We start from the raw sequence: 24673 nt of genomic DNA on the forward strand, positions 1-24673 counted from the left end.
TCATCAGGCCCTCCGGGCATTTCCCTTCGGTCTTGCGTTTCCAACCTTACCAGACCTTTTCCCCATTCCGTTTCCGGACCGGGAATTCAATCGGGTGGCTGATTGGAGAAGCCTTTTGCCTTTCGGCGTGTTCACTACGTTAGCCGATTCCCGGGGCAACTCATAATCGAGTTCATCAGGCACGAATTCCGGCATGCCGAAATCAGACCCGATGGGGGTTCGTCGTCAGTAGTGGGTGGCCGCCTCGGGATGCTGAGCAGCAGGTCCCGTGTCAAGCGGCTCGGGCTACGTTAGGCGTCTCGGTGAGGCGAGTCAAGTTGCCCTTCGGCGTGGCACATGCGCGCGGTAGGGGCTCACCGTGGGGTCCCCGTCGATCCAGTAGCGCCAGGGGTGGTGGGCGCCGTCGCCGCCGACCCCCGTGCGGGGGCCGCTGCGTACCTGGTCAGCTGGTGTGGGCGTGCCATGGATCAGGGTGAGCGGGGAGGGGGTCCCGGCGCAGAGGTCCGTACCGTTGAGGGCCCGGTCGACAGCGAGGGCCGTGGCCAGCCGGGCCGGCCCTTTGGCCAGTTCTCTGTCGTATCGGGCCGAGATTCGACGTTTACGAGCCAGCTCCGCGCCTACCTGGATCTCGCCGGCCCGGAGCAGCACCCCGCTCGCCCGGCCTTCCGGGCCGCACACCACGTTCAGGCAGTGCCACATGCCGTAGGTGAAGTAGACATAGGCGTGGCCGGGCGGGCCGAACATCACTTCGTTGCGCGGGGTTCGGCCGCGGAAGGCGTGGGAACCCGGGTCGAGCTCTCCCGCGTATGCCTCGACCTCGGTGATGCGCAGCTCGATGGGACCGTCGTCGGTTCGGCGGACGAGGGTGCGGCCGAGGAGTCCGGGTGCGACGTCCAGTACGGGACGGTCGAAGAAGTCCCGGGGCATCGGCGTACGGTCGGGGCTCTCGATCATGGCGTCCGAGGGTACCCGGGAACCCGTGGCGGCCGTCAGACGTATGAAGAGGTCAAGACCTACAAGGAGTGGACATGGGCTTCAAGAAGCTGCTCGCGAGCCTGGGCGCCGGCGGGGCGTCCGTGGAGACGGTGCTCACCGAGGAGAACGTCGTGCCGGGCGGTGTCGTCCGGGGCGAGGTGCGGATCGAGGGCGGGTCCGTCGACCAGCAGATCGAGGGCCTGTCCGTCGGGCTCCAGGCGCGCGTCGAGGTGGAGGGCGGTGACCACGAGGTCAAGCAGGACATCGAGTTCATCCGGCAGCGGCTCGGGGGCGCGTTCGAGGTGAAGGCCGGGGCGGTGCATGTGGTGCCGTTCGGGCTGGAGATTCCCTGGGAGACGCCGGTCACGAACATCGCGGGGCAGCAGCTGCGCGGGATGAACATCGGGGTGACGACGCAGCTGGAGATCGCTCGGGCCGTGGACTCGGGTGATCTGGACCCGATCCATGTCCATCCGCTGCCTTCGCAGCAGGCGATTCTCGACGCGTTCCTCCAGCTCGGCTTCCGCTTCAAGAGTGCGGACATGGAGCGCGGGCACATCCGCGGGACGCGGCAGCGGCTGCCCTTCTACCAGGAGATCGAGTTCTTCCCGCCGCAGCAGTACCGGGGCCTGAACCAGGTCGAGCTGACGTTCGTCGCGGACGACCGCGAGATGGATGTCGTGCTGGAGATGGACAAGAAGCCGGGGCTGTTCAGCGAGGGCAGCGACTCGTACAAGGCCTTCAAGGTGGGGCACCACGACTTCGCCTCGACGGACTGGGCCGCGTATCTGAACCAGTGGCTCGCCGACGTCGGCGGCCGTCGCAACTGGTTCTAGGAGTAGCTCTAAGGTCGTGTCCGGCTGGGCAGTCAGCACGGCAGGACAGCGAAACCGGAGGTTCAGACGTGACCGAGCAGAAGAGGGCGCCCCTTCCGCACGACTTTCATCCCGAGGTGCCGTCGTTCACGGTGGTGAGTGATCAGCTCGCGGCGGGGGCTGCGCTGAAGGACGATCAGGTCCACGCGGCCGGGAACACCTCTCCCCATCTGCGGTGGGAGGGCTTCCCGCCCGGGGCGAAGAGCTTCGCCGTGACCTGCTTCGATCCGGACGCGCCCACGGGCAGCGGATTCTGGCACTGGGTGCTGTTCGACATTCCGGCCTCGGTCACGGAGCTGCCGGCGGGCGCGGGCAGCGGGTCGTTCGAGGGGCTGCCGGCCGGCGCCGTGCACGCGCGCAACGACTACGGGTCGAAGGACTTCGGCGGCGCCGCTCCCCCTGCCGGGGAGAACCACCGCTATGTGTTCACCGTGTACGCGGTCGACACCGAGAAGCTCGGGCCCGACGCGGATGCCTCCCCCGCGGCCGTGGGCTTCCATCTGCGCTTCCACACGCTGGGCCGCGCGCAGCTGATCGGTGAGTACGAGGCTCCCTCGGTGGGCTGACCACCGGCATCGGCCGTTCGTTTGTTGTTTGCCCTGTCCTGGTCCTGGAGAGATCAGGGCAGGGCAGTTTTTTGTCTGCCGGGGGCTCGGGGGTCCCGGGGCACGGATATTGCGTTGTCCATCTCGGCGCGCCCGGCCAGAGTTGATCCCAGCCCAGGGCCCGTGAGGGGCCGGGCGGGCGAACGGAGGTGGGGGAGATGCGGGACACGCTGGTACTGAACGCGAGCTTCGAGCCGCTGTCGACGGTGACACTCAACCGCGCGGTGGTGCTGGTTCTCCAGGACAAGGCCGTTGTCGAGCAGGCCCACCCCGGTCTCCGTGTGCGTGCCGCCGCCGTCGAACTTCCGGTGCCGCGGGTGATCAGGCTGTGCAGATACGTCCGGGTGCCGTTCCGAAGACAGGCTCCGTGGTCGAGGCGGGGTGTGCTGGTCAGGGACCAGCACCGGTGCGCGTACTGCGGGAGGCGTGCCACGACCGTGGACCACGTGGTACCGCGGTCGCACGGCGGTTCGGACAGCTGGCTGAACACGGTGGCGTCCTGCGCCGAGGACAATCACCGCAAGGCGGACCGTACGCCGGAGCAGGCGGGGATGCCGCTGCTGCACGAGCCGTTCGTACCGTCTCCGGCGGACGCGATGCTGCTGGGGCTGCGGGCCGGTGAGCGGTCGGCGCTGCCGGAGTGGCTGACGGCGCAGCCGGCCGCGTAGGCGCGGGATGGTGGGAGCCCGTTCTCGTTCGTCGAGGGCGGGCTTCCGTGCTGTCAGCCGTAGCGGCGGAGGAGCAGCTGGACGATGGCAACCGTGCCGACGGCGACGATGATGGCGCGGAGCGCGGCCGGAGGCAGTCTGCGGCCCACCTTGGCGCCGATCTGGCCTCCGACGGTGGATCCGACGGCGATGAGGAGGACGGCCGTCCAGTCGAAGTCGGCGACGAAGAGGAAGAAGATCGCGGCGATGCTGTTGACGACGGCCGTGAGGATGTTCTTGACGGCGTTGAGGCGTTGCAGGGTGTCGTCGATCAACATGCCCATGAGGGACATGTAGATGATCCCCTGGGCGGCGGTGAAGTAGCCGCCGTAGACGCTGGAGAGCAGCAGTCCGGTGGTCAGGAGCGGGCCGCCGTCGGGGTGGGCGGGGGTGCCCGTGCGTTCGCGGCGGCGCTGGACGGCCTTGGCGAGGCGGGGCTGGAGGATGACGAGGACGAGGGCCAGGGTGACGAGGACCGGGACGATCGTCTCGAAGGCCGTCGAGGGGAGCTGGAGAAGGAGTACGGCTCCGGTGATGCCGCCGGCGGCCGCGACGACGCTCAGGCGCAGTACGCGGCGGCGCTGGCCGGTGAGTTCAGCGCGGTAGCCGATGGCGCCGCTGATCGCGCCGGGGACGAGTCCGAGGGCGTTGGAGACGGTGGCGGTGACCGGGGGCAGGCCGGTGGCCAGCAGTACGGGAAAGGTGATCAGTGTGCCGGAACCGACGATGGTGTTGATGGTGCCGGCGCTGATGCCCGCGGCGAAGACGGCGAGCATCTCCCAGATGGTCACTCCGCTCCCCCTTCATGATCGGTGCTGAATGCACCGATCATGCCTGACGGGGAGCCCCTCTCAGTCGACCGGGGGCTCCTCGCGGCGTTCCTTGCCGGTGTTGAAGCCGGATACGCCGCTGCCGAGGTTGCCGAAGGCTCCGGAGAGGCCCTTGAGGGCGTCGCCGATCTCGCTGGGCACGATCCAGAGCTTGTTGGCGTCGCCCTCGGCGATCTTCGGCAGCATCTGGAGGTACTGGTAGGACAGGAGCTTCTGGTCCGGGTCTCCGGCGTGGATGGACTCGAAGACGGTACGGATGGCCTGCGCCTCGCCCTCGGCGCGCAGCGCGGCGGCCTTGGCCTCGCCCTCGGCGCGCAGGATCGCGGACTGCTTCTCGCCCTCGGCGGTGAGGATCTGCGACTGGCGGATGCCCTCGGCGGTGAGGATCGCGGCGCGCTTGTCACGGTCGGCGCGCATCTGCTTCTCCATCGAGTCCTGGATGGAGGTGGGCGGCTCGATGGCCTTCAGCTCGACGCGGTTGACGCGGATGCCCCACTTGCCGGTGGCTTCGTCGAGGACTCCGCGCAGGGCCGCATTGATCTCCTCGCGGGAGGTGAGGGTCCGCTCCAGGTCCATGCCGCCGATGATGTTGCGCAGGGTGGTGACGGTGAGCTGCTCGATCGCCTGGATGTAGCTGGCGACCTCGTAGGTCGCGGCTCGTGCGTCGGTGACCTGGTAGTAGATGACGGTGTCGATGTTGACGACCAGGTTGTCCTGGGTGATCACCGGCTGGGGCGGGAAGGGGACGACCTGTTCGCGGAGGTCGATGCGGTTGCGGATGGAGTCGATGAACGGGACGACGATGTTCAGTCCGGCGTTCAGGGTGCGGGTGTAGCGGCCGAACCGCTCGACGATCGCGGCGCTGGCCTGCGGGATGACCTGGATCGTCTTGATGAGGGCGATGAAGACCAGCACCACCAGAATGATCAGGACGATGATGATCGGTTGCATCGGTTTTCCCCGTGCCCTTCGCTGCCGGATGATGGTCTGATGATGATCGAGTTTTCCAGATCGGGGGCTGGTGTGGGGCCGGTTCGGCTTCCTTGTTCGGATCACGGTCCGTGCGCCGGTCCCGGGGCCGTGGATCGCGGTCGCGGGGCCCGGCCGCGGGCGGGGCTCACATGACGACCGCGGTGGCGCCCTCGATCTCGACGACGTCGACCTGGCGGCCCACCTCGAAGACCATGTCGCTGTCGAGCGGGCGGGCGGACCAGACCTCGCCGGCGAGTTTGATGCGGCCTCCGTTGGCGTCGACCTGTTCCAGGACGACGGCCTGACGGCCTTTCAGGGCGTCGACTCCGCTGGCGAACTCGGGTCTGCGCGATCGGTGACGGGCCGCGATCGGCCGTACGACGGCGATCAGGGCGACGGACACCGCGGCGAACACGAGCACCTGGGCGACGGTGCCGCCGCCGAGTGCCGCGACGACGGCGCCGGCGACCGCTCCGGCCGACAGCATTCCGAATTCGGGCATCGCCGTCAGGACGAGCGGGATGCCCAGTCCGACCGCGATGATCAGCCACCACACCCATGCGTCGATTTCCACAACGTCATGGTAGATCCGCCGGTCGGGGTGGGGACAGAGGACAAAACGCCGCCCGGGCGGGTGGACGCGGGCCCGGGTGGGGGCCGTGGGGGCGGTGGTGGTCCTGGTGTCGGCGGTACGCGGGTGGCGGTGCGGGAGCGTGCGGCTCGGCGGCTTCGGGGTCGGGCGGGGCGGGTGTTGGCGGCGGGCGGGACGGCTCGTACTCCTGCTCGGGGAACCGCGGGTCAGCCGAGCGGGAGGCCCCGGGCCGTCCAGCGGTCGCCCAGCCGCTCGACGACGAGCGGGAGGCCGAAGCAGTGCGAGAGGTTGCGGGAGGTCAGCTCCATCTCCACGGGTCCGGCAGCCAGCACCCTGCCCTGGCGGATCATCAGGACGTGGGTGAAGCCGGGGGCGATCTCCTCGACATGGTGGGTGACCATGATCATGGAGGGGGCGTACGGGTCGCGGGCGAGGCGGCCGAGACGGCGCACCAGGTCCTCGCGGCCGCCGAGGTCGAGCCCGGCGGCGGGCTCGTCGAGGAGCAGCAGTTCGGGGTCGGTCATCATGGCGCGCGCGATCAACGTGCGCTTGCGCTCTCCCTCGGAGAGGGTGCCGAACCTGCGGCCCAGGTACTCGGTCATACCGAGCCGGTCGAGGAAGGCGCGGGCGCGCTGCTCGTCGACGGGGTCGTAGTCCTCGTGCCAGGTGGCGGTCATGCCGTACGCGGCGGTGAGCACCGTGTCGAGCACGGTCTGGCGCTTGGGGAGCTTCTCCGCCATCGCGATGCCGGCCATGCCGATGCGGGGGCGCAGGTCGAAGACGTCGACGGCGCCGAGGTGCTCGCCCAGGATCGCCACGGTGCCGGTGGTCGGGTACAGATAGCTGGACGCGAGGTTGAGGAGCGTCGTCTTGCCGGCGCCGTTGGGGCCGAGGATGACCCAGCGCTCCCCCTCCTTGACCGACCAGGAGACGTCGTCCACCAGAGCGCGTCCGTCGCGGACCACGGATACGTCCACCAGCTCCAGTACATCGCTCATGAGCGCGTTGTCTCCCCATGCAATCGTGTTGAGGTCCGAGAGGGCTCTACGCCTGTGGGCAGCCCCCTGAAGAAATCTACGCCACCCGTCGGACAACCCCGTCGCCCGGCCCGTTCCTTGGGGAGGTCCCCGGGGAGTGCCGTCACGGCGGTGTCGCCCGGGCGGGGTCCGGTGCCGGGGCTCCGCCCGCGCCGCGGCGCCCGGGGAGGTGTCGCGGGGACGGAGGACGGAGCGCCCGGCGGGCCGTGCTCCGCAGGAGAGTTGCGTGCGCGGCGGCGGCTCCGGGCCTCTCCGGCGCGGTCGGGGAGGCCCCGCCGGACGTACGGCCGCGGAGGGAGGCTCGCCGCCGGGGCACGCCGGGAAGCCGGGACTTCGGCGGCATGTCCCAGGGCGTTTCTGATGGGTCAGGCTGGGTCCGGGAGCGGGGTCTGGTGCCGTGGATCGCAAGGCGGAGGATGGGGGTACCTCCCGGGCGAAGCTCCGGGGGAGAGCCACTGCGGTGGGGGTACCCCCGTGCCCGCAGGGCACAGGGGGCCATGGGCGACCGACGACAACGCGGCGTGGGGTACCTCCCGGGCCGCCAGGCCCAGGGGGAGCGCGGCACCAGGGCACGCGAGCCCAGCAAGACCCATCAGAAGCGCCCTAGGCTGGGTCCATGCTTTGGGGACCTTCGGAACCACGTTCAGGACGGCTGGCCGTGTGGGGCAACGCCCTGCTGGCCGGGGCCGTGTCGCCCGACGACGCGGTGCTCGCGATCGTCGGCGACGATGCCGTGCACCGGGTGGAGGGGCTGCCGGACGAGGCCGGCCCGGTCGGGCTCACGCTGGCGCTGGGGCGGCTGCGGGCGCTCGGGGTGACCGGCTGGCGGGTCGCGCTCCCGGTGCCGGGGCATCCGCTGGGCCTCAGCGGGCCGCCGGAGTTCAACAAGCGGGCGCTGGAGGCGGAGGAGGCGGTCGTCGGGTACGGCGCGGGGTACGGGCTGGTGCCGGAGGTGTACGAGGCGGGCTCGGGCCCCGGCGCGGCCGACCTGCATGTGGAGGTGCTCTGGCACTGTCTGCCGGTGCGGGAGGCGCCGCCCGCGGACGTTCCCTCGCTCGGTGAGGCGGAGCGCGAGCTGGCGGAGGCGCTGCGGGACGCGACGGAGGTGCTGTCGCGGCTCGATGTGGCGGCGTCGGGGCCGGTCGCCGAGGCGGCGATCGACGCGTACCGGGCGCGGGTCGAGGAGGGTGGCCCGAGCGGCCCGGGGCCGGCTCCCGGGTATCCGCCGCGTGCGGTGCGGGTGCTGGAGCTGGCGCGCCGGGTGGGGCTGCTGGTCTCGGTGGCGTACGAGAACGGGCACGGCGGCGCGGTGAGTGCGGCGGAGATGGCGGCGAGGGGCGAGGCGCTGCGGCCGGTGGAGCGGGTGGCGCGGCGGGCGCGGGTGGCGGCCTACAACGCGTATGTGGAGGAACGGGAGCGGGGGGTGTGACACCCCGGGGGCGCGCGCCGGTGCCCCGCGGGGGCTCCGCCGGGGCCGTGCGCCTCCCGTCACGGCCGGGGCAGGAGGTGTGAGGCACACCTCGGGCCGGGGGCACACCTCGGGCGGGCGCGAGCCCCCGGCCCGGAGTCGCCGCGAGGACCCGCGGGCACGGCCCGCCTCGGACCCGTGGTACGGATGCGTGGCGGGTCGGCAGCGGTGGGAGGGGGCGGGGAACGCCGAACGCCGGAGGGGCGGGAGCCGGCCTCCGGCGGGTGGGGCGAAGGGGCGTCAGCCGTTGTGGCCCACGTTGCCGAAGGCGGGGTTGAGCAGGCCGATCACGTTGACCGTGTTGCCGACGACGTTGACCGGGACGTGGACCGGGACCTGGATCAGGTTGCCGGAGGCGACGCCCGGGGAGCCGACGGCCTTGCCCTCGGCCTGGGCGCCGGAGTGGGCGGAGGCGATGCCCGCGCCCGCGGCCACGAGGCTGCCGGTGATCATGGTGAGCGCGGCGGCCTTCTTCAGGTTCTTCACTTGCGACATCCTCCTGGACGTTCGTTGCGGCGGTCGCCGCAGCACGCCCTGGAGAACGGCCGGCGCGCTCAAAGGATGCGCCGTACGGGTGACATACACCCGACAGTATGAATCTCGCACCGGTGGGGAACCGTGAGCGGAAGTGTTCGGTCAGGTGGTCAGCCCGTGCCGGACGGCCCACAGGGCGGCCTGGGTGCGGTCCGCGAGATCGAGCTTCATCAGGATGTTCGAGACATGGGTCTTGACCGTCTTCTCGGAGAGGACGAGCGCGCGGGCGATCTCGCGGTTGGAGCGGCCGTCGGCGATCAGGCCGAGGACCTCCCGCTCCCGCTCGGTGAGGGTGGTGCCGCGGCCCTGGCCGGCGCCGGGGTCGTCCTGGGAGAGGAGGGCGCCGGCGACCTCGGGCTGGAGGAGGACATGGCCCGCGTGGACCGAACGGATCGCTCCGGCGAGGGCCTCGGGGTCGACGTCCTTGTACACATAGCCGGAGGCTCCGGCGCGCAGGGCGGGCACCACCGTGCGCTGTTCGGTGAAGCTGGTGACGATCAGCACCTTCGCCGGGTTGGCCAGTTCACGGAGCTTGCGGAGCGCCTCGATGCCGTCGGTGCCGGGCATCTTCACATCCATCAGGACGACGTCCGGCTTCAGCTCCTCGGCGCGGGCGACGCCCTCGCCGCCGTCCCCCGCCTCGCCGACCACCTCGATGTCGTCCTGTACTTCGAGGAACGTGCGCAGACCGCGCCGTACGACCTGGTGGTCGTCGACGAGCAGGACACGGATCTTCTTGTCACCCACCGGGGACCTCCATCTCGATCGTGGTGCCCTTGCCGGGCGAGGACTGGACTTTCAGCTTTCCGCCGACCCCGCTCGCGCGATCGCGCATGGAGACGAGGCCCAGGTGGCGGCCGGCCCTGCGGACCGTACGCGGGTCGAAGCCCTTGCCGTTGTCGGTGACGCTGAGGATGGCGCCGCCGGGTCCCCAGCGGGCCAGGACGACGTCCACCCGGTCGGCGCCCGAGTGCCGCAGCGCGTTGTGCAGGGCCTCCTGGGCGACGCGGAGCAGGGCCTCCTCCTGGGCGGCGGGCAGGGCCTTGGTGCCGCTGGTGTCGAAGGTGACCCTGGCGGAGTGGGCCCGGTCGAGAACCTGGATCTGGGTGCGCAGGGTGTTGATCAGGCCGTCCTCGTCCAGGGCGGCCGGGCGCAGCTCGACGACGGCGGCGCGCAGCTCGTCCGCGGCCTCGGCGGCGAGGGCGGCGACCTGCTGGAGCTCGCCCTTGGCCCGGGAGGGGTCGCGGTCGACCAGGGCGGCGGCGGCCTGGGCGGTCAGACGCAGGGAGAAGAGCTTCTGGCTGACCGCGTCGTGCAGATCGTGGGCGAGGCGGGAGCGCTCCTCGGCGATGGTCAGCTCGCGGCTGCGCTCGTACAGCCGGGCGTTCGTGAGGGCTATCGCCGCGTGCTGGGCGAGGATCGAGAGCAGTTCCTCGTCCTCCTCGGTGAAGCCGCAGCCGCCCTCGGGCTTGGGGCAGCGCTTGTTGGCGAGGAAGAGCGCGCCGATGACCTCGTCGCCGTCCTTGACCGGGAGGCCGAGGAAGTCGGACATGTCCGGATGGGCGGCGGGCCAGCCCTCGAAGCGGGGATCCTCGCGGACGTCCGCGAGCCGCTCGGTCCGCGCGTCGCGGAGCATCGCGGCGAGGATGCCGTGCTGCCGGGGCAGCGGGCCGATCGCCTTCCACTGCTCGTCGGTCACGCCGTCGACGACGAACTGGGCGAAGCCGCCGTGGTCGTCCGGGACCCCCAGGGCCGCGTACCGCGCGTCGAGCAGGTCGCGTGCGGAGGCGACGATCGTCTTCAGTACGTCGCGGACCTCCAGGTGCCTGCTCATCGCGAGGAGAGCGGTGCTCACGGCCGCGAGGCCCGAGCTGGGTCGATGGCTCATGAACTCACGGTACCGGCGAGGAGTGACCGTCCGTATCGGACCTCGGACGGCGGCGGCCCGGGACCGTGGGCCTAGGTCGAAGTGCCTGCGGGGTGGGGACCCGCGGACGAGGCGCCGGAAGGGCGGGCGTTTCTACGGTGGTGGCGTCGGCGGGAGCGACGCCGATGGTGCCGCGGACGCCCGGTGGAGCCGGACCGCGCGCATGCGCCCGCATCACGCGTCCGGCACGGACGGGGTCAGCACGGCGGATCGAGCCGTCGGTGCGGCCGATGCGGCTCAAGGGGAACAAAGGGGATGACATCATGCCGGTTGCGGTGATCACAGGGGCCTCCAAGGGACTCGGGCGCGCCCTCGCGGTGGCGCTCGCCGAGCGGGGCTGGGATCTGGTGCTGGGCGCCAGGACCGGGGCCGTACTGCAGGAGAGCGCGGAGCGTGCGGGGGCGTACGGGACGCGGGTGGTGGCCGTGGCGGGTGATGTGACCGACGCGGGGCACCGGGGCGAGCTGCTGGCCGCCGCGCGGGAGCTGGGCGGGCTGGATCTGCTGGTGAGCAACGCGAGCGCGCTGGGTGCCGAACCGCTGGTGCGGCTGGAGGCGCTGCCGCTGGCGGGTCTGCGGGCCGCGCTGGAGACCAATGTGGTGGCCGCGCTGGGGCTGGTGCAGGAGGCGCTGCCGCTGCTGCGCGCGGCGCGGGAGGGGGCGGTGATCGCGGTCAGTTCGGACGCGGCGGCGGAGGCGTACGAGACCTGGGGAGGTTACGGCGCCTCCAAGGCCGCCCTGGACCATCTGGCGGCGGTTCTCGCGGTCGAGGAGCCGGCCCTGCGGGTGTGGGCGGTCGATCCGGGTGACATGGACACGGATCTGTACGCGGCGGCCGTCCCGGACGAAGACGAGCCGCGGCCCGCTCCGGAGTCGGTCGTCCCGGGCTTTCTGCGGCTTCTGGACGAGCGCCCGGTGAGCGGGCGCTACGGGGCTCCGGCGCTGGTGGGGTCGGTATGAACGGGCCCGGGCCCGCTCCTGCGGGACCCGGGCCGCATGTGTGCCCGCCGGCCGGGGAGCGCGGCCGGCACGGGGAGGGAGCGGCCGCGGGCGGGCGTCCCGTGTCCGTGCCGGAGGAGCTGTGGGTGCCCGAGGAGCTGTCCGCGCGGGAGCCGGCCGAGGCGCGCGGGACCGGGCGGGACGATGTGCGGCTGATGGTGTCGTACGGAAGCAGGGTGTCCCACCACGCCTTCCGGGATCTTCCGGCGCTGCTGCGGGCCGGTGACGTCCTGGTGGTGAACACCTCCGCCACCCTGCCCGCCGCCGTGAACGGGCGGATCGGCAAGGCCGCGGTCGTCGTGCACTTCTCGACACGCGGGGACGACGGGCGGTGGGCGGTGGAGCTGCGGGACCCCGACGGCTCCGGGAGCACCCGGCCGCGCCCCGGAGGGCCCGTGGGGGCCGTGGTACGGCTGCCGGGGGGCGAGCGGCTGGTACTCGGGGGGCCGCTCGTGCCGGGGGCGGAGCGGCTGTGGTGGGCGTCGGTGTCCCGTCCCGGGGCCCCGGGGGGTGCGGGGGATGTCCCGGGGCTGCTGCGGCGGCACGGGCGCCCCATCCGGTACGGGTACACGGTCCGGGACCAGCCCCTGTCCGCGTATCAGACGGTCTTCGCCCTCCCCTCCCCCGACGGCTCGGGGTCCGCGGAGATGCCGAGCGCGGCGCGTCCGTTCACCCCCCGGCTGGTGGCGGAGCTGGTGAGCCGGGGCGTTCAGTTCGCGCCGATCGTGCTGCACACGGGGGTCGCGTCGGCGGAGGCGCACGAGCCGCCGTACCCGGAGCGCTTCGAGGTGCCGGCGGCCACGGCGTGGCTGGTGAACGCGGCCCGTGCGGGAGGCGGGCGGATCGTGGCGGTCGGGACGACGGCGGTACGGGCGCTGGAGTCGGCCGCCGGCCGGGACGGGGTCGTCCGGGCGGCCGCGGGCTGGACCGATCTGGTGGTCACGCCCGAGCGCGGGGTACGCGCGGTGGACGGGCTGCTGACCGGGCTGCACGAGCCCGCGGCCTCGCATCTGCTGATGCTGGAGGCGATCGCGGGGAGGGCGGCCGTCGGCCGTGCGTACGAGGCCGCGCTGCGGCGGCTCTACCTCTGGCACGAGTTCGGGGACCTCCATCTCGTACTTCCGGATGAGAATGCTCACGCATTGAATTGCTGAAGCAACGGAAGGTGAAATCAGAGGGGGTCGGGTGTGAGCCCTCGCATAGGACGCAGATCACTTACGAAACGCACTAGTGGACCGGATAAAGACCCTGTGAGCGGGTGATGTGTGGGCGAATTGCCCTGATCGCCACGCCCTGATCCACTACCGCGGGTCGTATGTCACATGATTGCCACACGTTTTTGCTGACGCTAAGAATTACCTCTCGTCGCCGCCCGCCGTGGAGCGCAGCGCCGCTCCGGCCTGATGCGACTTCCCGATTCGAAGAGGTACGTCTGTATGTCCGCGTCCAGCACCCGTATGACCAAGGCCCACAAGGTCTCGATCGCCGGTATCGCCGCCGCCGGCGTCGCAGCCATCACTCTGACCCTCGTGCCGGCCGGTGGTTCGACCGCCGCCGAGGCCACCCCCGCTTCCGCCGCTCCGGTGGCGTGGACCCTCAACGCCGACACGGCGAAGACCGCGGCCCTGCACACAGGTGCGAACGCGCAGAAGTCCACCATCGAGCTCCAGGTCGAGCAGGCCGTGAAGTCCGCCGCGAAGGCCGAGGCCGACGCGAAGGCCCAGGCCGAGGCCGCCGTCAAGAAGGCGGCCGCCGAGACCGCCGCGAAGAAGGCCGCCGCCAAGGAGGCCGCCGCCAAGGCGCGCGCCACCGAGCAGGCCGCCAGCCGCACGGTGGCGGTCGCCGCCCGCACGCCGGTCTACGCGAACAACCTCGACGGCTGGATCCGCGAGGCGCTCGACATCATGAAGAAGCACAACATCCCCGGCACCTACGAGGGGCTGCACCGCAACATCATGCGTGAGTCGAGCGGTAACCCGCGTGCCATCAACAACTGGGACATCAACGCCAGGAACGGCATCCCGTCGAAGGGCCTGCTCCAGGTCATCCAGCCGACGTTCGACGCGTACCACGTCAAGGGCACCAAGTACGACCTGTACGACCCGGTCGCCAACATCGTCGCCGCGTGCAACTACGCCGCCGACCGCTACGGCTCGATGGACAACGTCAACAGCGCCTACTGAGCCGCCGCGGACCTCACGAGCTACAGACGCCGGAGGGCGGCACCCCGCACTGGGTGCCGCCCTCGGCGTCTGTTCCGGTTCCGGTGGATCCGGTGTCCACCGCTTCCGGTACGTCCGGCTGGATCCGGTTACTTGCGCATGACCTCGGGCTCGTGGCGGCGCAGCAGCCGGGCGACCACGAAGCCGCAGATGACGCCGATGGCGAGCAGGATCCCGAGGTTCATGCCCCACTGGCCGACCGTGCTCTCCCACAGCGGGTCCAGGTCGTCGGGGTTCTTCGGATCCCACGGCGGCATCAGATGGGCCAGGTCGAGCGTGGTGGCCGCGCCCGCGATGGCCCAGCGCGACGGCATCAGATACGCGAACTGCTCCAGGCCGGGCGAGCCGTAGATCTTGAACAGCACGCCGGTGAAGACGACCTGCACGATGGCGAACATCACCAGCAGGGGCATGGTCTTCTCGGCGGTCTTCACCAGCGAGGAGATCACCAGGCCCACCATCATCGAGGTGAACCCGAGCGCGGTGATGACCAGGCACAGCTCCACCGCGGGCGGCATCAGCAGGCCCTCTTCGGGGAGCCTGCGGGTGGAGAAGCCGATGCCGCAGATGATGACGCCCTGGAGGGCGGTGATCAGTCCGAGGACGATCACCTTGGACATCAGATACGCGGAGCGGGACAGGCCGGTGGCCCGTTCCCGTTCGTAGATGACCCGTTCCTTGATCAGTTCCCGTACGGAGTTGGCGGCACCGGAGAAGCACATGCCGACCGCGAGGATCAGCATGATCGTGCCCGCGTCGCCGTTGAACGTGGACTTGCCGTCGTCGGGTGCCGCGAGGCCGAACTTCGCCGGGATGACGACACTGACCAGGCCAAGGACGGCCGGCAGGATCACCATCAGGCCCATGAAGCCCTTGTCGGACGCGATCACCGAGACGTACCGGCGGATCAGCGTCCACAGCTGGGCGCCCCAGCTCTGCGGCTTCGGCGGGCGCATCTGCTGCGGTGACGGCATGTTCACCGACTGTGCGGCGACGGCGTCGATGTCGGCCGCGTACATCTGGTAGTGCTGCGATCCGCGCCAGCGGCCCGCCCAGTCGTAGTCCCGGTAGTTCTCGAACGCGGAGAACACATCGGCCCAGGTGGTGTAGCCGAAGAAGTTGAGCGCCTCCTCCGGGGGGCCGAAGTAGGCGACCGAGCCGCCGGGGGCCATCACGAGCAGTTTGTCGCAGAGCGCCAGCTCGGCCACGGAGTGGGTGACCACCAGGACCGTGCGGCCGTCGTCGGCGAGGCCGCGCAGCAACTGCATCACATCGCGGTCCATGCCCGGGTCGAGGCCGGAGGTCGGCTCGTCCAGGAAGATCAGCGACGGTTTGGTCAGCAGCTCCAGGGCGACGGAGACGCGCTTGCGCTGGCCGCCGGAGAGCGAGGTGACCTTCTTGTCCTTGTGGAGGTCGAGCTTCAGCTCGCGCAGGACCTCGCCGATCCGGGCCTCGCGCTCGGTCTCGGCGGTGTCGCCGGGGAAGCGGAGCTTGGCCGCGTACCGGAGCGCCTTCTGGACGGTCAGCTCCTTGTGGAGGATGTCGTCCTGCGGGACCAGTCCGATGCGCTGGCGCAGCTCGGCGAACTGCTTGTAGAGGCTGCGGTTGTCGTAGAGGACGTCGCCCTGATTGGCGGGCCGGTAGCCGGTGAGTGCCTTGAGCAGAGTGGACTTTCCGGAGCCGGAGGGGCCGATGACACCGATGAGGGACTTCTCCGGGACGCCGAAGGAGACGTCGCGCAGGATCTGCTTGCCGCCGTCGACGGTGACCGTGAGATGGCGCGCGGAGAAGGAGACCTCGCCGGTGTCGACGAACTCCTCCAGGCGGTCGCCGACGATACGGAAGGTGGAGTGGCCGACGCCGACGATGTCGTTGGGGCCGATGAAGAGGGTGCCGGACTTGGCCATCGGCTGGCCGTTGACGTAGGTGCCGTTGTGGGAGCCGAGGTCACGGATCTGGAAGCGGCCGTCGGGGGCCGCGGTGAACTCGGCGTGGTGGCGCGAGACCTGGAGGTCGGAGACGACGAGTTCGTTCTCCAGCGCACGTCCGATGCGCATGACCCGGCCCAGCGCCAGCTGGTGGAAGGTGGTCGGGCTGCGATCCCCGTATACGGGCGGCGCCCCCGCGGCGCCGCCCGGTCCGTGGGACGGTCCCTGCTGGTGAGGGATCGGGGGCTGGGGCCGGGGCTGTCCCTGATGGGGCTGCTGGGGCTGTCCCTGATGGGGTGGCCGGGGCTGCGGCTCGGGCCAGGCGGGCTGCTGAGGGGTCCCCGGTATCTGGGCCTGTGCCTGGGCCTGGGGTACCTGCTGCCGGGCCGGGTCCGCCGGTGCGCCCTGGTGCCCGGCCTGGTGGGGCGCGGCCTGGGCCGGGGGCTGCTGAGAGGCGGCCCCCGCGCTGTACGCGCCCGCCGGGGCCGAGGAGAGCGTCACCCGCGGGCCGTCGGTGGCGTTGCCCAGATGGACGGCGGACCCCGGGCCTATGTCCATCCGGTGGATCCGCCGGCCGTCCGCGTAGGTGCCGTTGGTGCTCCCGTGGTCCTCGATCGTCCAACTCCGGCCGCTCCAGGTGATGCTGGCATGCCGCCACGAGACTCTTGCGTCGTCCACGACCAGATCGCCCTGAGGGTCACGGCCGAGGGTGTACGACCTGGCCGGATCGAGCGTCCAGGTCCTTCCGTTCAATTCCAGTACGAGTTCCCGCACTCCATGCCCCACTAGTTGTCCCCCGATGTACCCCCGTCACAGGGAGTCTAGGGATGGCGAACATCGGGGGGAACTATTTCAGGCGCGGTCCCGCATCCGAAAGCCGGGCCTGGTGAAGGCATTGTCGGTGCCGACCGTTGACGGTGGGGAAACAGGCACGGACAGTGGTAAGCGCTCATCTCTCCGTACGGATCACCAGAGATCGCGCGGAGCGGGGCAACTGGGGCGGACCCAGCACGGAGTCGGGGGGTTCTCGTGGGCGGTGCCAACAGGTCCGGCGGCGGTCGCGGGGTGCCCTGGGGCGAGGTGGTGGTGGCGGCGGTCACCGCTGTGAGCTGGGCATTGATGGGGATGGCCGGGGCGGCGGCGCTCGGGCTGCGTCTGCTGGAGGCGGATTCGGCGGGGGCGCTCGGCCCGATGACGGCGGCGGTGGTCGTCCTCGCGGTGAACGGGTCGGTGACGCCGTCGGGCGATGTCTCCGCGTTCGGTCTGGAGGGCGCCGAGGCCGACACCGCCGTCGATATCGCGCCACTCGGAGTGGGACTCCTCGGTGCCCTCCTCCTTGCGTACTTCTTCCTGCGCTCATTGCGGCGGGCGGGCCCGTTCGTCTCGGGTACCGAACTCGCCGCACGGGCCGGGGCGGTCGTGGTGGTGTTCGTCGCCATGGCCGGCGGTCTGGCGTGGGCGGGTCACGACGTGATCACCATCGACGGGACGGAGCTGGGGCTCGGCGCGGACACGGTGCCCGGGATCGGGGGCGGTGGAATCGAGATCCCCGGGCTCGGCGATGTCGGCGGGCTGCTGCCGGACCGGCTGGGGGATCTCGCGGCGGCGAAGGCGTCCGTCGGGTTCACGGTGAACACGGCGGACTCGCTGGCCGGGGCGGCGCTGTGGGTGCTCGGGGTGGTGGTGATCGCGCTGTTCGCCGGCCGGGCACCGCTGCCGCGGGCGCTGGACTCCGTACGGAGGCGGGTGCGGCCGGCCGCGTCCGCGCTGGTGTCGGTGCTGCTGCTCGCCGTGCTCGCGGGGTACGCGGCGGGGGCGTACGCGGCGATCGGCGACGACCACCCGAGGCGGATCGCGGGGGCGGCCCTGCTGGGCGCGCCGAACGGGGTGTGGCTGGGGATTCCGCTGGGTCTCTTCGTGCCGTGGGACGGCAGGGCGACGGGTGAGCTGGCGAAGGTGCTGCCGGATCCGCTGGACGAGTTCTTCCGGCTGTCGGCGGACGAGCCCGCGACGGTGGGGCGGCTTGCGGAGCTGGACGGGCGGGTGTGGCTGCTGGCGGTCGCGGCGGCGGTGATGATGCTGTACGCGGGGGTCCTGGCCGCGGTCCGCACGCCCGTCGGGGGCCGGGGCGCTGCGGGCTTCGCGGGCCGGTGCGCGCTCCGGCTCGGGGCGCTGACCGCGGTGACGCTGCCGCTGCTGGTGTGGCTGACGGATGTCTCGGCGAACGCGTCGCTGTCGGTGCTGGGCTTCGACGCGTTCGGAGCCGGCATCGAACTGCACGGGCGGCCGGGCCCCGCGCTGGTGCTCGGGGCCCTGTGGGGGGCGGGAGCGGGTGGGGCGGGGGCACTGCTGGTGTACGGGACGCGGGGGTGGCGGGCGCCCGCGGGTGGGCCGGGGGACTCTGATCCGCCCGGGCCGCCGGGGCGGGAGGGGCCGCCACCCGGTCCGCAGGGACCGCCCGAGGCCGGGGGCCGGCCCGGTGTGCCGGGGCCGTACCGGCCGGGGGCGCCGTACCGGCCGCCGAACCCGGACACGAATCCGTATCTGCGGCTTCCGGGGTCGGGGGCTCCAGGACCGGACGGCTGAGCCCGGCGGGGCGCCTGGGCCGGACGGCCGGTCCGGCGCCCGGGCCGTGGGGCGCCCGTGCCCGGCCCCGTGCCCCGGCTGCCGCCGTGGCTCCGACCGGGAGGCGGCCCGGCGGGGCGGGGCGGCACCCGGTCGGCCCAGCGCCCGCCACCGCGCTCCCGCGGCGCTCCCGGCGGGCCGGACAGGTGTCCGCCCATCGGGACAGGGGAGTGGGGATGATCTGGGGCGGTTACGGTGGGAGGCACCATGAGCGCTTCGCAGAACTCCGATGTACGTACCCTTCTGGTCAAGATCTTCGGGAAGGACCGGCCCGGGATCACCGCCGGGCTGTTCGACACCCTCGCCGCCTACTCCGTGGATGTCATCGACATCGAACAGGTCGTCTCGCGCGGCCGGCTCGTGCTGTGCGCCCTGGTCACCGCGCCGGCGGTGGGCGGGGCCGACGAGGGTGAGCTGCGGGCGACCGTGCACGGCTGGGCCGACTCGCTCCAGCTGGAGGCCGAGATCATCTCGGGTACGGGGGACAACCGGCCGCGCGGCAGCGGCCGTTCCCATGTCACCGTTCTCGGGCATCCGCTGACCGCCGAGGCGACCGCCGCGATAACCGCGAGGATCACGGGGAGCGGCGGGAACATCGACCGGATCTTCCGGCTCGCCAAGTATCCGGTGACCGCGGTCGAGTTCGCGGTGTCGGGCGCCGAGACCGAGGCGCTGCGCACCGCGCTGGCGACCGGGGCCGCCGAGATCGGGGTCGATGTCGCGGTGGTGTCGGCGGGGCTGCACCGGCGTGCGCAGCGGCTGGTCGTGATGGATGTGGACTCGACCCTCATCCAGGACGAGGTGATCGAGCTGTTCGCCGCGCACGCGGGGTGCGAGGACAAGGTCGCCGAGGTGACGGCCGCCGCGATGCGCGGGGAGCTGGACTTCGAGCAGTCGCTGCACGCGCGCGTGGCGCTGCTGGCGGGGCTGGACGCGTCGGTCGTGGACAAGGTCCGCTCCGAGGTGCGGCTGACCCCGGGCGCGCGGACCCTGATCCGTACCCTGAAGCGGCTCGGGTTCCAAGTGGGCGTGGTTTCGGGCGGTTTCACCCAGGTCACCGATGATCTCCAGGAGCGGCTGGGGCTGGACTTCGCCTCGGCGAACACGCTGGAGATCGTCGACGGAAAGCTCACCGGCCGGGTGACCGGTGAGATCGTGGACCGGGCCGGCAAGGCCCGGCTGCTGCGGCGGTTCGCGGCGGAGGCGGGCGTACCGCTGGCGCAGACGGTGGCGATCGGGGACGGCGCGAACGATCTGGACATGCTCAACGCGGCCGGTCTCGGGGTCGCGTTCAATGCCAAGCCGGTCGTCCGGGAGGCCGCGCACACCGCGGTGAACGTGCCGTTCCTGGACACGGTGCTCTATCTGCTCGGTATCACGCGCGAAGAGGTCGAGGCGGCCGACAGCGAGGGCGCCGAGCACTGATCCGAGGTGAACGGCGAGGCCCCGGCGCCAGGGATCGCGCCGGGGCCGGTTCCGTCATGGGTGGCGGTCGCGGTGTCAGTCGTGCGGGGTCCAGTAGTCGAGGAGCCTGCCGACACCGTGCTCCACGGACTTCCAGGAGCCGCCGAGTCCGATCACCGCGAAGGCCGAGGTCGGGAAGCCGCTGCGGCTCATCCTGGGCAGCAGCCCGTCCTCCGCGTCGCCGGAGAGCGCGTCGGCGAGTGCGTGCATGCCGGGGTTGTGGCCGATGAGGAGGACGTTGTTCACCTCGTCCGGGATTTCGTTGACCAGGGCGATGAGTTCACCGAGGGAGGCTTCGTACATCCTCTCCTCGTACACCGTCCGGGGGCGGTCGGGCAGCTCATGGACCGCCAGCTTCCACGTCTCGCGTGTCCTGGCGGCTGTGGAGCACAGGGCCAGATCGAAGATGATTCCGGTGTCGGCGAGCCGGCGGCCCGCGACGGGGGCGTCCTTGCGACCACGCTCGGCGAGCGGGCGGTCGTGGTCGGACACCTGCGGCCAGTCGGCCTTCGCATGCCGGAGGAGGACGATCCTGCGGGATTCGGGGGATCCGGGGCTTGTCCCCCCGGAAGACGTGGCGACGCTCATGCACCCCAGCTTCGCACGAAATGCGCCAGCAGGCGCGGGGTGTTGACGTGCTCCCCCACGGAGGATTTCCCGGTGGACTCTACCGGCGGACGGACCGGTCACCGGTTGCCGGGCCGGGTGCGGGGGCGGCCGCTCAGCGGGTCAGCAGGTGGTGCAGGTACTCCAGGAGGCGGCCCACGACGGGCTCGGTGCCGCCGGACCGGGACCCGGCGGACTCCCCCACCGCGAGGGCCTCGCCGGGGAGGGATCCCCAGAGCAGGACGGCGAAGGCGAGCAGCGGCAGCGCCAGCGCCCACCAGGGAAGACGGCTGTCGGCACGGTCCCTGGCGGGAGAAGGGCTGGGCGTGTGGGCCGACATGGCCGCCTCCTCGGGGCTGGGCGCTGATCGACACGGCTGCGGCCGACTGACTCCAACCTACGGATCATGGGCGCCCGGGCCCATCCGGTGACCCACCCACTTGCCCCTGAGCCTGGCCCCCTAGGGGATGGTGGTGCCAGCACCACCCTCCCGGTCCGCCGGGCGTCCCGGGGCCGGTCAACGGCCGTGTCAGGGCGAGGCGATGGTCGCGATGATTCCCACCACCACGAAGAAGGCGATCATCGTCCCGAAGACGAGGAGGAGCTTCTTCTGACCGTTCTGAGGATGCGGGTCGAGGACTGGCATGGACTCAGTCTCGCATCCCGGTTTCGTCCTCGATCGTCCGGTCCCTCCCCGCGAGCACTCCGCACACGATCTGCGGTACGAGCAGGCCCGCCATCAGCGCGATCGGCAGGCTCCAGCCGCCGCTGTGCTCGTAGAGGACGCCCACCAGCAGCGGGCCGGGGATGGCGAGCAGATAGCCGGTGGACTGGGCGAACGCGGAGAGGCGTACGACACCCGCGGCCGTCCTCGACCGTAGGCCGATCATGGTCAGGGCGAGCGGGAAGGCGCAGTTGGAGATGCCGAGGAGCAGGGCCCAGGCCCAGGCGCCGGCCGCGGGGGCCAGGAACAGGCCCGCGTAGCCGGTGAGCCCGCACAGCCCGAGGACGACGGCGATCGGACCCTGGTTGCGCAGCCGGCCGGCGAGCCTCGGGATCACGAACGCGAGCGGGATGCCCATGGCCATCGTCACGGCGAGCAGCACCCCGGCGGTGCCGGCCGGGACTCCCGCGTCGCGGAAGATCTGCGGCATCCAGCCCATGGTGATGTACGCGCCGGTGGCCTGGAGCCCGAAGAAGCAGCCGAGGGCCCACGCGGTGGGGCTGCGGACGATCCTCGGGCCGCCGGCCGGCCTCGCCGCCGCGGGCGCGGACCCGCCCCGGCCCTCGCGCGCGAGGACGGCCCAGGGCACCACGGCCGCGGCGGCGAGGAGTCCCCAGACGGCGAGTCCGCGCTGCCAGCCGCCGCCCAGCGCCCCGGTGACCGGCACGGTGACGGCCGCGGCGGCGGAGGTGCCGGTCGCGAGAGCCATGGAGTAGAGCCCCGTCATGGTGCCGACGCGGTCGGGGAAGTACCGCTTGACCAGGACCGGCATCAGGATGTTGCCGACCGCGATGCCCATGAGGGCGAGCGCGGTGGCGGCGAGGAATCCTGCCGTGCCGCCGGCGTACGGCCGGATCAGCAGTCCGGCGGCGATCGCGGCCATGCCCGCGCAGACGACGGCACCGGGCCCGAAGCGGCGGGCGAGCCGGGGGGCCGCGACACCGAAGGCGGCGAAGGTGAGCGCGGGCACGGAGGTGAGGATTCCGGCGACCGCGCCGCTCATCTGCAGTCCGGCCCTGGTCTCCTCCAGGAGCGCGCCGAGGCTGGTGACGGCGGGGCGCAGGTTGAGGGCCGCGAGCACGATCGCGACCGTGACGAGCCGGGCGAACCAGACCGGCCGACGGGAGCTTCGGAGGGTGTCCTGGAGCCGGGGGTCCCCGGTCGCGGAGACCGCGGCGGCGGGGCTCTGCGGCTCGGTCCGGGTCCTGGGCCGGGTCCGGGTCTCATCGAGCATGGGCCCATCATAGAATCATGGGATGATTGATTGTCCAATCGTGAACCAGCCATACTGAGCCACCGGCACGCCCACCCCGGCGCCCGCGCACCGGCCGCATCCGCCGTGTACCGGAGCGTCAGGCGTCACAGGGAGGGGCGGATCCGGTGGATCAGGCAGGAACAGACCGGGCAGCCGCGTTTCGGGCCGAACCGGTACGGACACGGGCACCAGGAGCACGTATGCCGCTGACCTCTCCCCGGCGCTCGGGGCTCACCGACCAGGTGATCGCCCAGCTGCGCGACCAGATCACGTCCGGAAGCTGGCCGGTCGGCTCCCGTATCCCCACCGAACCGGAGCTCGTGGAGCAGCTGGGCGTGGCCCGCAACACCGTCCGGGAGGCCGTCCGGGCCCTCGCGCACAACGGCCTGCTCGACATCCGGCAGGGCTCGGGCACCTACGTCCTCGCGACCAGCGAGCTGGCGGGGGTGATGCACCGCCGCTTCGCCGAGTCCAGTCCCCGGCACATCGCCGAGGTGCGCTCGACCCTGGAGTCCACCGCGGCACGCCTCGCGGCCGGGCGCCGGACGGAGCAGGATCTGCGGGGGATCGACACCCTGCTCGCCCGCCGCGAGGAGGCGTGGGACTCGGGGGACGCGGAACGGTTCGTCGCCGCGGACATGACCTTCCATCTGGCGGTGGTGGCCGCGGCCCACAACGAGGTGCTCGGCGGGCTGTACGCGGACCTGGGCGATCTGCTGCGCCACGAGATGAGCGGCGACGTGGGTGAGCGGCTGCGCCCGGAGGACCACATGGACCACGCGCGGCTGGTCGAGGCGATCCGCGCGGGCGACGGGGAGGCGGCGGCGAGGGAGGCCGCCGGCTACCCCTTCATCTGCCCGCGAGGTCGGCGACGGGCTGGTGGCTGACCCAGGCGGCGCGGATCTCCTTCCAGCAGCGGTCGGTCAGCTGCTGGTACTGCGCCGGGCCGACCTCGGCGGGCTCGGCGTCCACGTCGACGTCCCACCAGCGCTCGCACTCGACGTGCAGCTGGACCCGGTCGGTGGCCGGGTAGGGGTTGTGGCAGTACGCGACGGCCCGGGAGCCCTCTATCTCGGTGCGGCAGTCGGCCTCGTACACGGGCGGCGGCTTGACGCTCGTACGCGGCTCTCCGGCCGGGGCGCCGCGGGAGCCCGTCAGGACACCGGACACGGCATCGGGGGTCGTCCACACCAGGATCGCCACCGCGGCCAGGACGGGGGCCGAGCTCAGGAACGAACGCACAGCGGGACCTCCTCGGCCGTACCGGCGGCCGGCGGCCGGCGGCTGCACCTCAAGGGGGATGGCGTCTCCACCTTCGCCCGTTCGGGCGCGGGACGCGCGCCGGGCAGGCCGAACGGGCGACGCCTCGCTCCCCGCGTGCTGCGGGGAACGGGGCGCCGGGGTCGTACGGACTCCCGGTTCGGCGTCCGGGCCGGCGGGCCGGCCCAGGGGTCGAACCGGTCCCGAGGCGGAACAGGCGCGGCGGCCGGGAGGTCCCGGAGCCGGAGAGGCCCGGGAGCCGACGGCCGGTCCCGCGCGGGCCGGTCCCCGGGAGCTACGCGCCCATCATGTGGACGCCGCCGTCCACATGGACGATCTCCCCCGTCGTCCGCGGGAAGAAGTCCGACAGCAGCCCGACGATTCCGCGGCCCGTCGGGTCCGGGTCGGAGAGGTCCCAGCCGATCGGGGCGCGGTGGTTCCAGACGTCCGCCAGCTCCTCGAAGCCGGGGATGGACTTCGCGGCCATCGACTTGAGCGGGCCCGCCGAGACCAGGTTGCAGCGGATGTTCTTCGGGCCCAGGTCGCGGGCCAGATAGCGGTTGGTGGACTCCAGGGCCGCCTTGGCCACGCCCATCCAGTCGTACTTCGGCCAGGCGAACTGCGCGTCGAAGGTGAGGCCGACGATCGAGCCGCCGCGCGGCTCCATCAGCGGCAGACAGGCCATGGCCAGCGACTTGTAGGAGTACGCGGAGACGTGGACGGCCGTGGAGACGTCCTCCCAGCCCGCCTCGGAGAAGTTGAAGACGCCCTGCGGGCCGAAGGCGATCGAGTGCACGATGCCGTCGAGGCCGGTGTCGTCGCTGGAGTGCTCACGGACCTTGGCCGCGAGCCCGTCCAGGTGCTCCTGGTTGGTGACGTCCAGCTCGATGACGGGCGCCGTCTTGGGCAGCCGCTTGGCGATCCGCTCGACGAGGGAGAGCCGGCCGAAGCCGGTGAGGATGACCTCCGCGCCCTCCTCCTGGGCGACCTTGGCCGCGTGGAAGGCGATCGAGGCGTCGGTGAGGACACCGGTGACGAGAATGCGCTTGCCGGCGAGGATTCCACTCAT

At 71.8% G+C, this 24673-nt stretch carries 25 protein-coding genes; 10 read left to right on the top strand and 15 right to left on the bottom strand.

The features are described 5' to 3' along the window. Positions 1 to 312 precede the first annotated feature (312 nt). A complete protein-coding gene (locus ACFYT4_RS32320; protein WP_389277157.1) occupies positions 313 to 954 on the bottom strand; it encodes a DNA-3-methyladenine glycosylase in 642 nt (213 codons plus the stop codon). A 74-nt stretch (positions 955 to 1028) separates the two neighbouring features. Here ACFYT4_RS32320 and ACFYT4_RS32325 point away from each other — a divergent pair, with 74 nt between their 5' ends. The 3 genes from ACFYT4_RS32325 (at position 1029) to ACFYT4_RS32335 (ending at position 3123) form a co-directional block, all read left to right on the top strand. Next, positions 1029 to 1811: a sporulation protein gene (locus ACFYT4_RS32325; protein WP_389277160.1), complete on the top strand. Its 783-nt coding sequence runs from the start codon at positions 1029 to 1031 to the stop codon at positions 1809 to 1811. Positions 1812 to 1879: 68 nt separating this feature from the next. Next, positions 1880 to 2416: a YbhB/YbcL family Raf kinase inhibitor-like protein gene (locus ACFYT4_RS32330; protein ID WP_389277163.1), complete on the top strand. Its 537-nt coding sequence runs from the start codon at positions 1880 to 1882 to the stop codon at positions 2414 to 2416. 197 nt (positions 2417 to 2613) lie between these two features. After that, positions 2614 to 3123 carry an HNH endonuclease gene (locus tag ACFYT4_RS32335; RefSeq protein ID WP_389277166.1) on the top strand — a complete coding sequence of 170 codons (510 nt, stop codon included), beginning with the start codon at positions 2614 to 2616 and terminating at the stop codon, positions 3121 to 3123. Between the two features lie 53 nt (positions 3124 to 3176). On the opposite strand, the gene ACFYT4_RS32340 is transcribed toward ACFYT4_RS32335, so the two are convergent. From ACFYT4_RS32340 to ACFYT4_RS32355, 4 genes are all read right to left on the bottom strand, one after another. Then, entirely contained in the window at positions 3177 to 3953 is a 777-nt protein-coding gene (locus ACFYT4_RS32340) for a sulfite exporter TauE/SafE family protein (protein WP_389277169.1), read from the bottom strand. A gap of 60 nt (positions 3954 to 4013) precedes the next feature. Then, the gene (locus tag ACFYT4_RS32345) at positions 4014 to 4943 is read right to left on the bottom strand and encodes an SPFH domain-containing protein (RefSeq protein WP_389277172.1); all 930 of its coding nucleotides are present in this window, start codon (positions 4941 to 4943) and stop codon (positions 4014 to 4016) included. Between the two features lie 166 nt (positions 4944 to 5109). Further along, positions 5110 to 5538 (bottom strand): NfeD family protein, encoded by a 429-nt coding sequence (locus ACFYT4_RS32350; protein ID WP_389277175.1) that lies wholly within the window; start codon positions 5536 to 5538, stop codon positions 5110 to 5112. A 224-nt stretch (positions 5539 to 5762) separates the two neighbouring features. Beyond that, positions 5763 to 6554, bottom strand: coding sequence for an ABC transporter ATP-binding protein (locus ACFYT4_RS32355; RefSeq protein WP_389277178.1), 792 nt, complete (start codon positions 6552 to 6554; stop codon positions 5763 to 5765). Between the two features lie 655 nt (positions 6555 to 7209). Here ACFYT4_RS32355 and ACFYT4_RS32360 point away from each other — a divergent pair. Beyond that, entirely contained in the window at positions 7210 to 8022 is an 813-nt protein-coding gene (locus ACFYT4_RS32360) for a hypothetical protein (protein WP_389277181.1), read from the top strand. A 279-nt stretch (positions 8023 to 8301) separates the two neighbouring features. Here the strand turns inward: ACFYT4_RS32360 and ACFYT4_RS32365 are convergent, their stop codons facing one another. The 3 genes from ACFYT4_RS32365 to ACFYT4_RS32375 form a co-directional block, all read right to left on the bottom strand. Beyond that, a complete protein-coding gene (locus ACFYT4_RS32365) occupies positions 8302 to 8547 on the bottom strand; it encodes a chaplin (RefSeq protein ID WP_389277184.1) in 246 nt (81 codons plus the stop codon). Between the two features lie 150 nt (positions 8548 to 8697). Continuing rightward, positions 8698 to 9342: a response regulator gene (locus ACFYT4_RS32370; protein WP_389277188.1), complete on the bottom strand. Its 645-nt coding sequence runs from the start codon at positions 9340 to 9342 to the stop codon at positions 8698 to 8700. Beyond that, complete coding sequence (locus tag ACFYT4_RS32375; RefSeq protein WP_389277191.1) at positions 9335 to 10483, bottom strand: GAF domain-containing sensor histidine kinase; 1149 nt, start codon at positions 10481 to 10483, stop codon at positions 9335 to 9337. Before ACFYT4_RS32375 ends, ACFYT4_RS32370 begins: the two co-directional genes overlap by 8 nt. A 302-nt stretch (positions 10484 to 10785) precedes the next feature. Here ACFYT4_RS32375 and ACFYT4_RS32380 point away from each other — a divergent pair, with 302 nt between their 5' ends. From ACFYT4_RS32380 to ACFYT4_RS32390, 3 genes are all read left to right on the top strand, one after another. Continuing rightward, positions 10786 to 11481, top strand: a complete 696-nt coding sequence (locus tag ACFYT4_RS32380; RefSeq protein WP_389277194.1) for an SDR family NAD(P)-dependent oxidoreductase — start codon at positions 10786 to 10788, stop codon at positions 11479 to 11481. A gap of 101 nt (positions 11482 to 11582) precedes the next feature. After that, positions 11583 to 12674 (top strand): S-adenosylmethionine:tRNA ribosyltransferase-isomerase, encoded by a 1092-nt coding sequence (locus ACFYT4_RS32385; RefSeq protein WP_389277197.1) that lies wholly within the window; start codon positions 11583 to 11585, stop codon positions 12672 to 12674. A gap of 282 nt (positions 12675 to 12956) precedes the next feature. Further along, on the top strand, positions 12957 to 13703 hold the full coding sequence (locus ACFYT4_RS32390; protein ID WP_389277199.1) for a transglycosylase SLT domain-containing protein: 747 nt from the start codon (positions 12957 to 12959) through the stop codon (positions 13701 to 13703). 128 nt (positions 13704 to 13831) lie between these two features. On the opposite strand, the gene ACFYT4_RS32395 is transcribed toward ACFYT4_RS32390, so the two are convergent. Then, a complete protein-coding gene (locus ACFYT4_RS32395) occupies positions 13832 to 16456 on the bottom strand; it encodes an FHA domain-containing protein (protein WP_389277201.1) in 2625 nt (874 codons plus the stop codon). A 243-nt stretch (positions 16457 to 16699) separates the two neighbouring features. Here ACFYT4_RS32395 and ACFYT4_RS32400 point away from each other — a divergent pair, with 243 nt between their 5' ends. Further along, positions 16700 to 18256: a streptophobe family protein gene (locus tag ACFYT4_RS32400; RefSeq protein ID WP_389277204.1), complete on the top strand. Its 1557-nt coding sequence runs from the start codon at positions 16700 to 16702 to the stop codon at positions 18254 to 18256. A gap of 246 nt (positions 18257 to 18502) precedes the next feature. After that, positions 18503 to 19720, top strand: coding sequence for a phosphoserine phosphatase SerB (gene serB, locus ACFYT4_RS32405; RefSeq protein WP_389277207.1), 1218 nt, complete (start codon positions 18503 to 18505; stop codon positions 19718 to 19720). 75 nt (positions 19721 to 19795) lie between these two features. Here serB and ACFYT4_RS32410 read toward each other — a convergent pair whose 3' ends face one another. The 4 genes from ACFYT4_RS32410 to ACFYT4_RS32425 form a co-directional block, all read right to left on the bottom strand. Further along, on the bottom strand, positions 19796 to 20347 hold the full coding sequence (locus ACFYT4_RS32410) for a SixA phosphatase family protein (protein ID WP_389277210.1): 552 nt from the start codon (positions 20345 to 20347) through the stop codon (positions 19796 to 19798). Positions 20348 to 20480: 133 nt separating this feature from the next. Continuing rightward, positions 20481 to 20705: a hypothetical protein gene (locus ACFYT4_RS32415; RefSeq protein ID WP_389277213.1), complete on the bottom strand. Its 225-nt coding sequence runs from the start codon at positions 20703 to 20705 to the stop codon at positions 20481 to 20483. A gap of 189 nt (positions 20706 to 20894) precedes the next feature. Beyond that, entirely contained in the window at positions 20895 to 21011 is a 117-nt protein-coding gene (locus ACFYT4_RS32420; protein ID WP_389277216.1) for an SGM_5486 family transporter-associated protein, read from the bottom strand. A gap of 4 nt (positions 21012 to 21015) precedes the next feature. Further along, positions 21016 to 22323 (bottom strand): CynX/NimT family MFS transporter, encoded by a 1308-nt coding sequence (locus ACFYT4_RS32425; protein ID WP_389277219.1) that lies wholly within the window; start codon positions 22321 to 22323, stop codon positions 21016 to 21018. A 221-nt stretch (positions 22324 to 22544) separates the two neighbouring features. Here ACFYT4_RS32425 and ACFYT4_RS32430 point away from each other — a divergent pair, with 221 nt between their 5' ends. Continuing rightward, the gene (locus ACFYT4_RS32430; RefSeq protein ID WP_389277222.1) at positions 22545 to 23231 is read left to right on the top strand and encodes a FadR/GntR family transcriptional regulator; all 687 of its coding nucleotides are present in this window, start codon (positions 22545 to 22547) and stop codon (positions 23229 to 23231) included. Here the strand turns inward: ACFYT4_RS32430 and ACFYT4_RS32435 are convergent. Continuing rightward, a complete protein-coding gene (locus ACFYT4_RS32435; protein WP_389277225.1) occupies positions 23194 to 23586 on the bottom strand; it encodes a hypothetical protein in 393 nt (130 codons plus the stop codon). The two genes, ACFYT4_RS32430 and ACFYT4_RS32435, sit on opposite strands and share 38 nt — an antisense overlap. 313 nt (positions 23587 to 23899) lie before the next feature. Then, entirely contained in the window at positions 23900 to 24673 is a 774-nt protein-coding gene (gene fabI / locus ACFYT4_RS32440) for an enoyl-ACP reductase FabI (RefSeq protein ID WP_389277228.1), read from the bottom strand.

This window comes from Streptomyces sp. NPDC004609 (genome assembly GCF_042873655.1).
Lineage (GTDB): Bacteria > Actinomycetota > Actinomycetes > Streptomycetales > Streptomycetaceae > Streptomyces.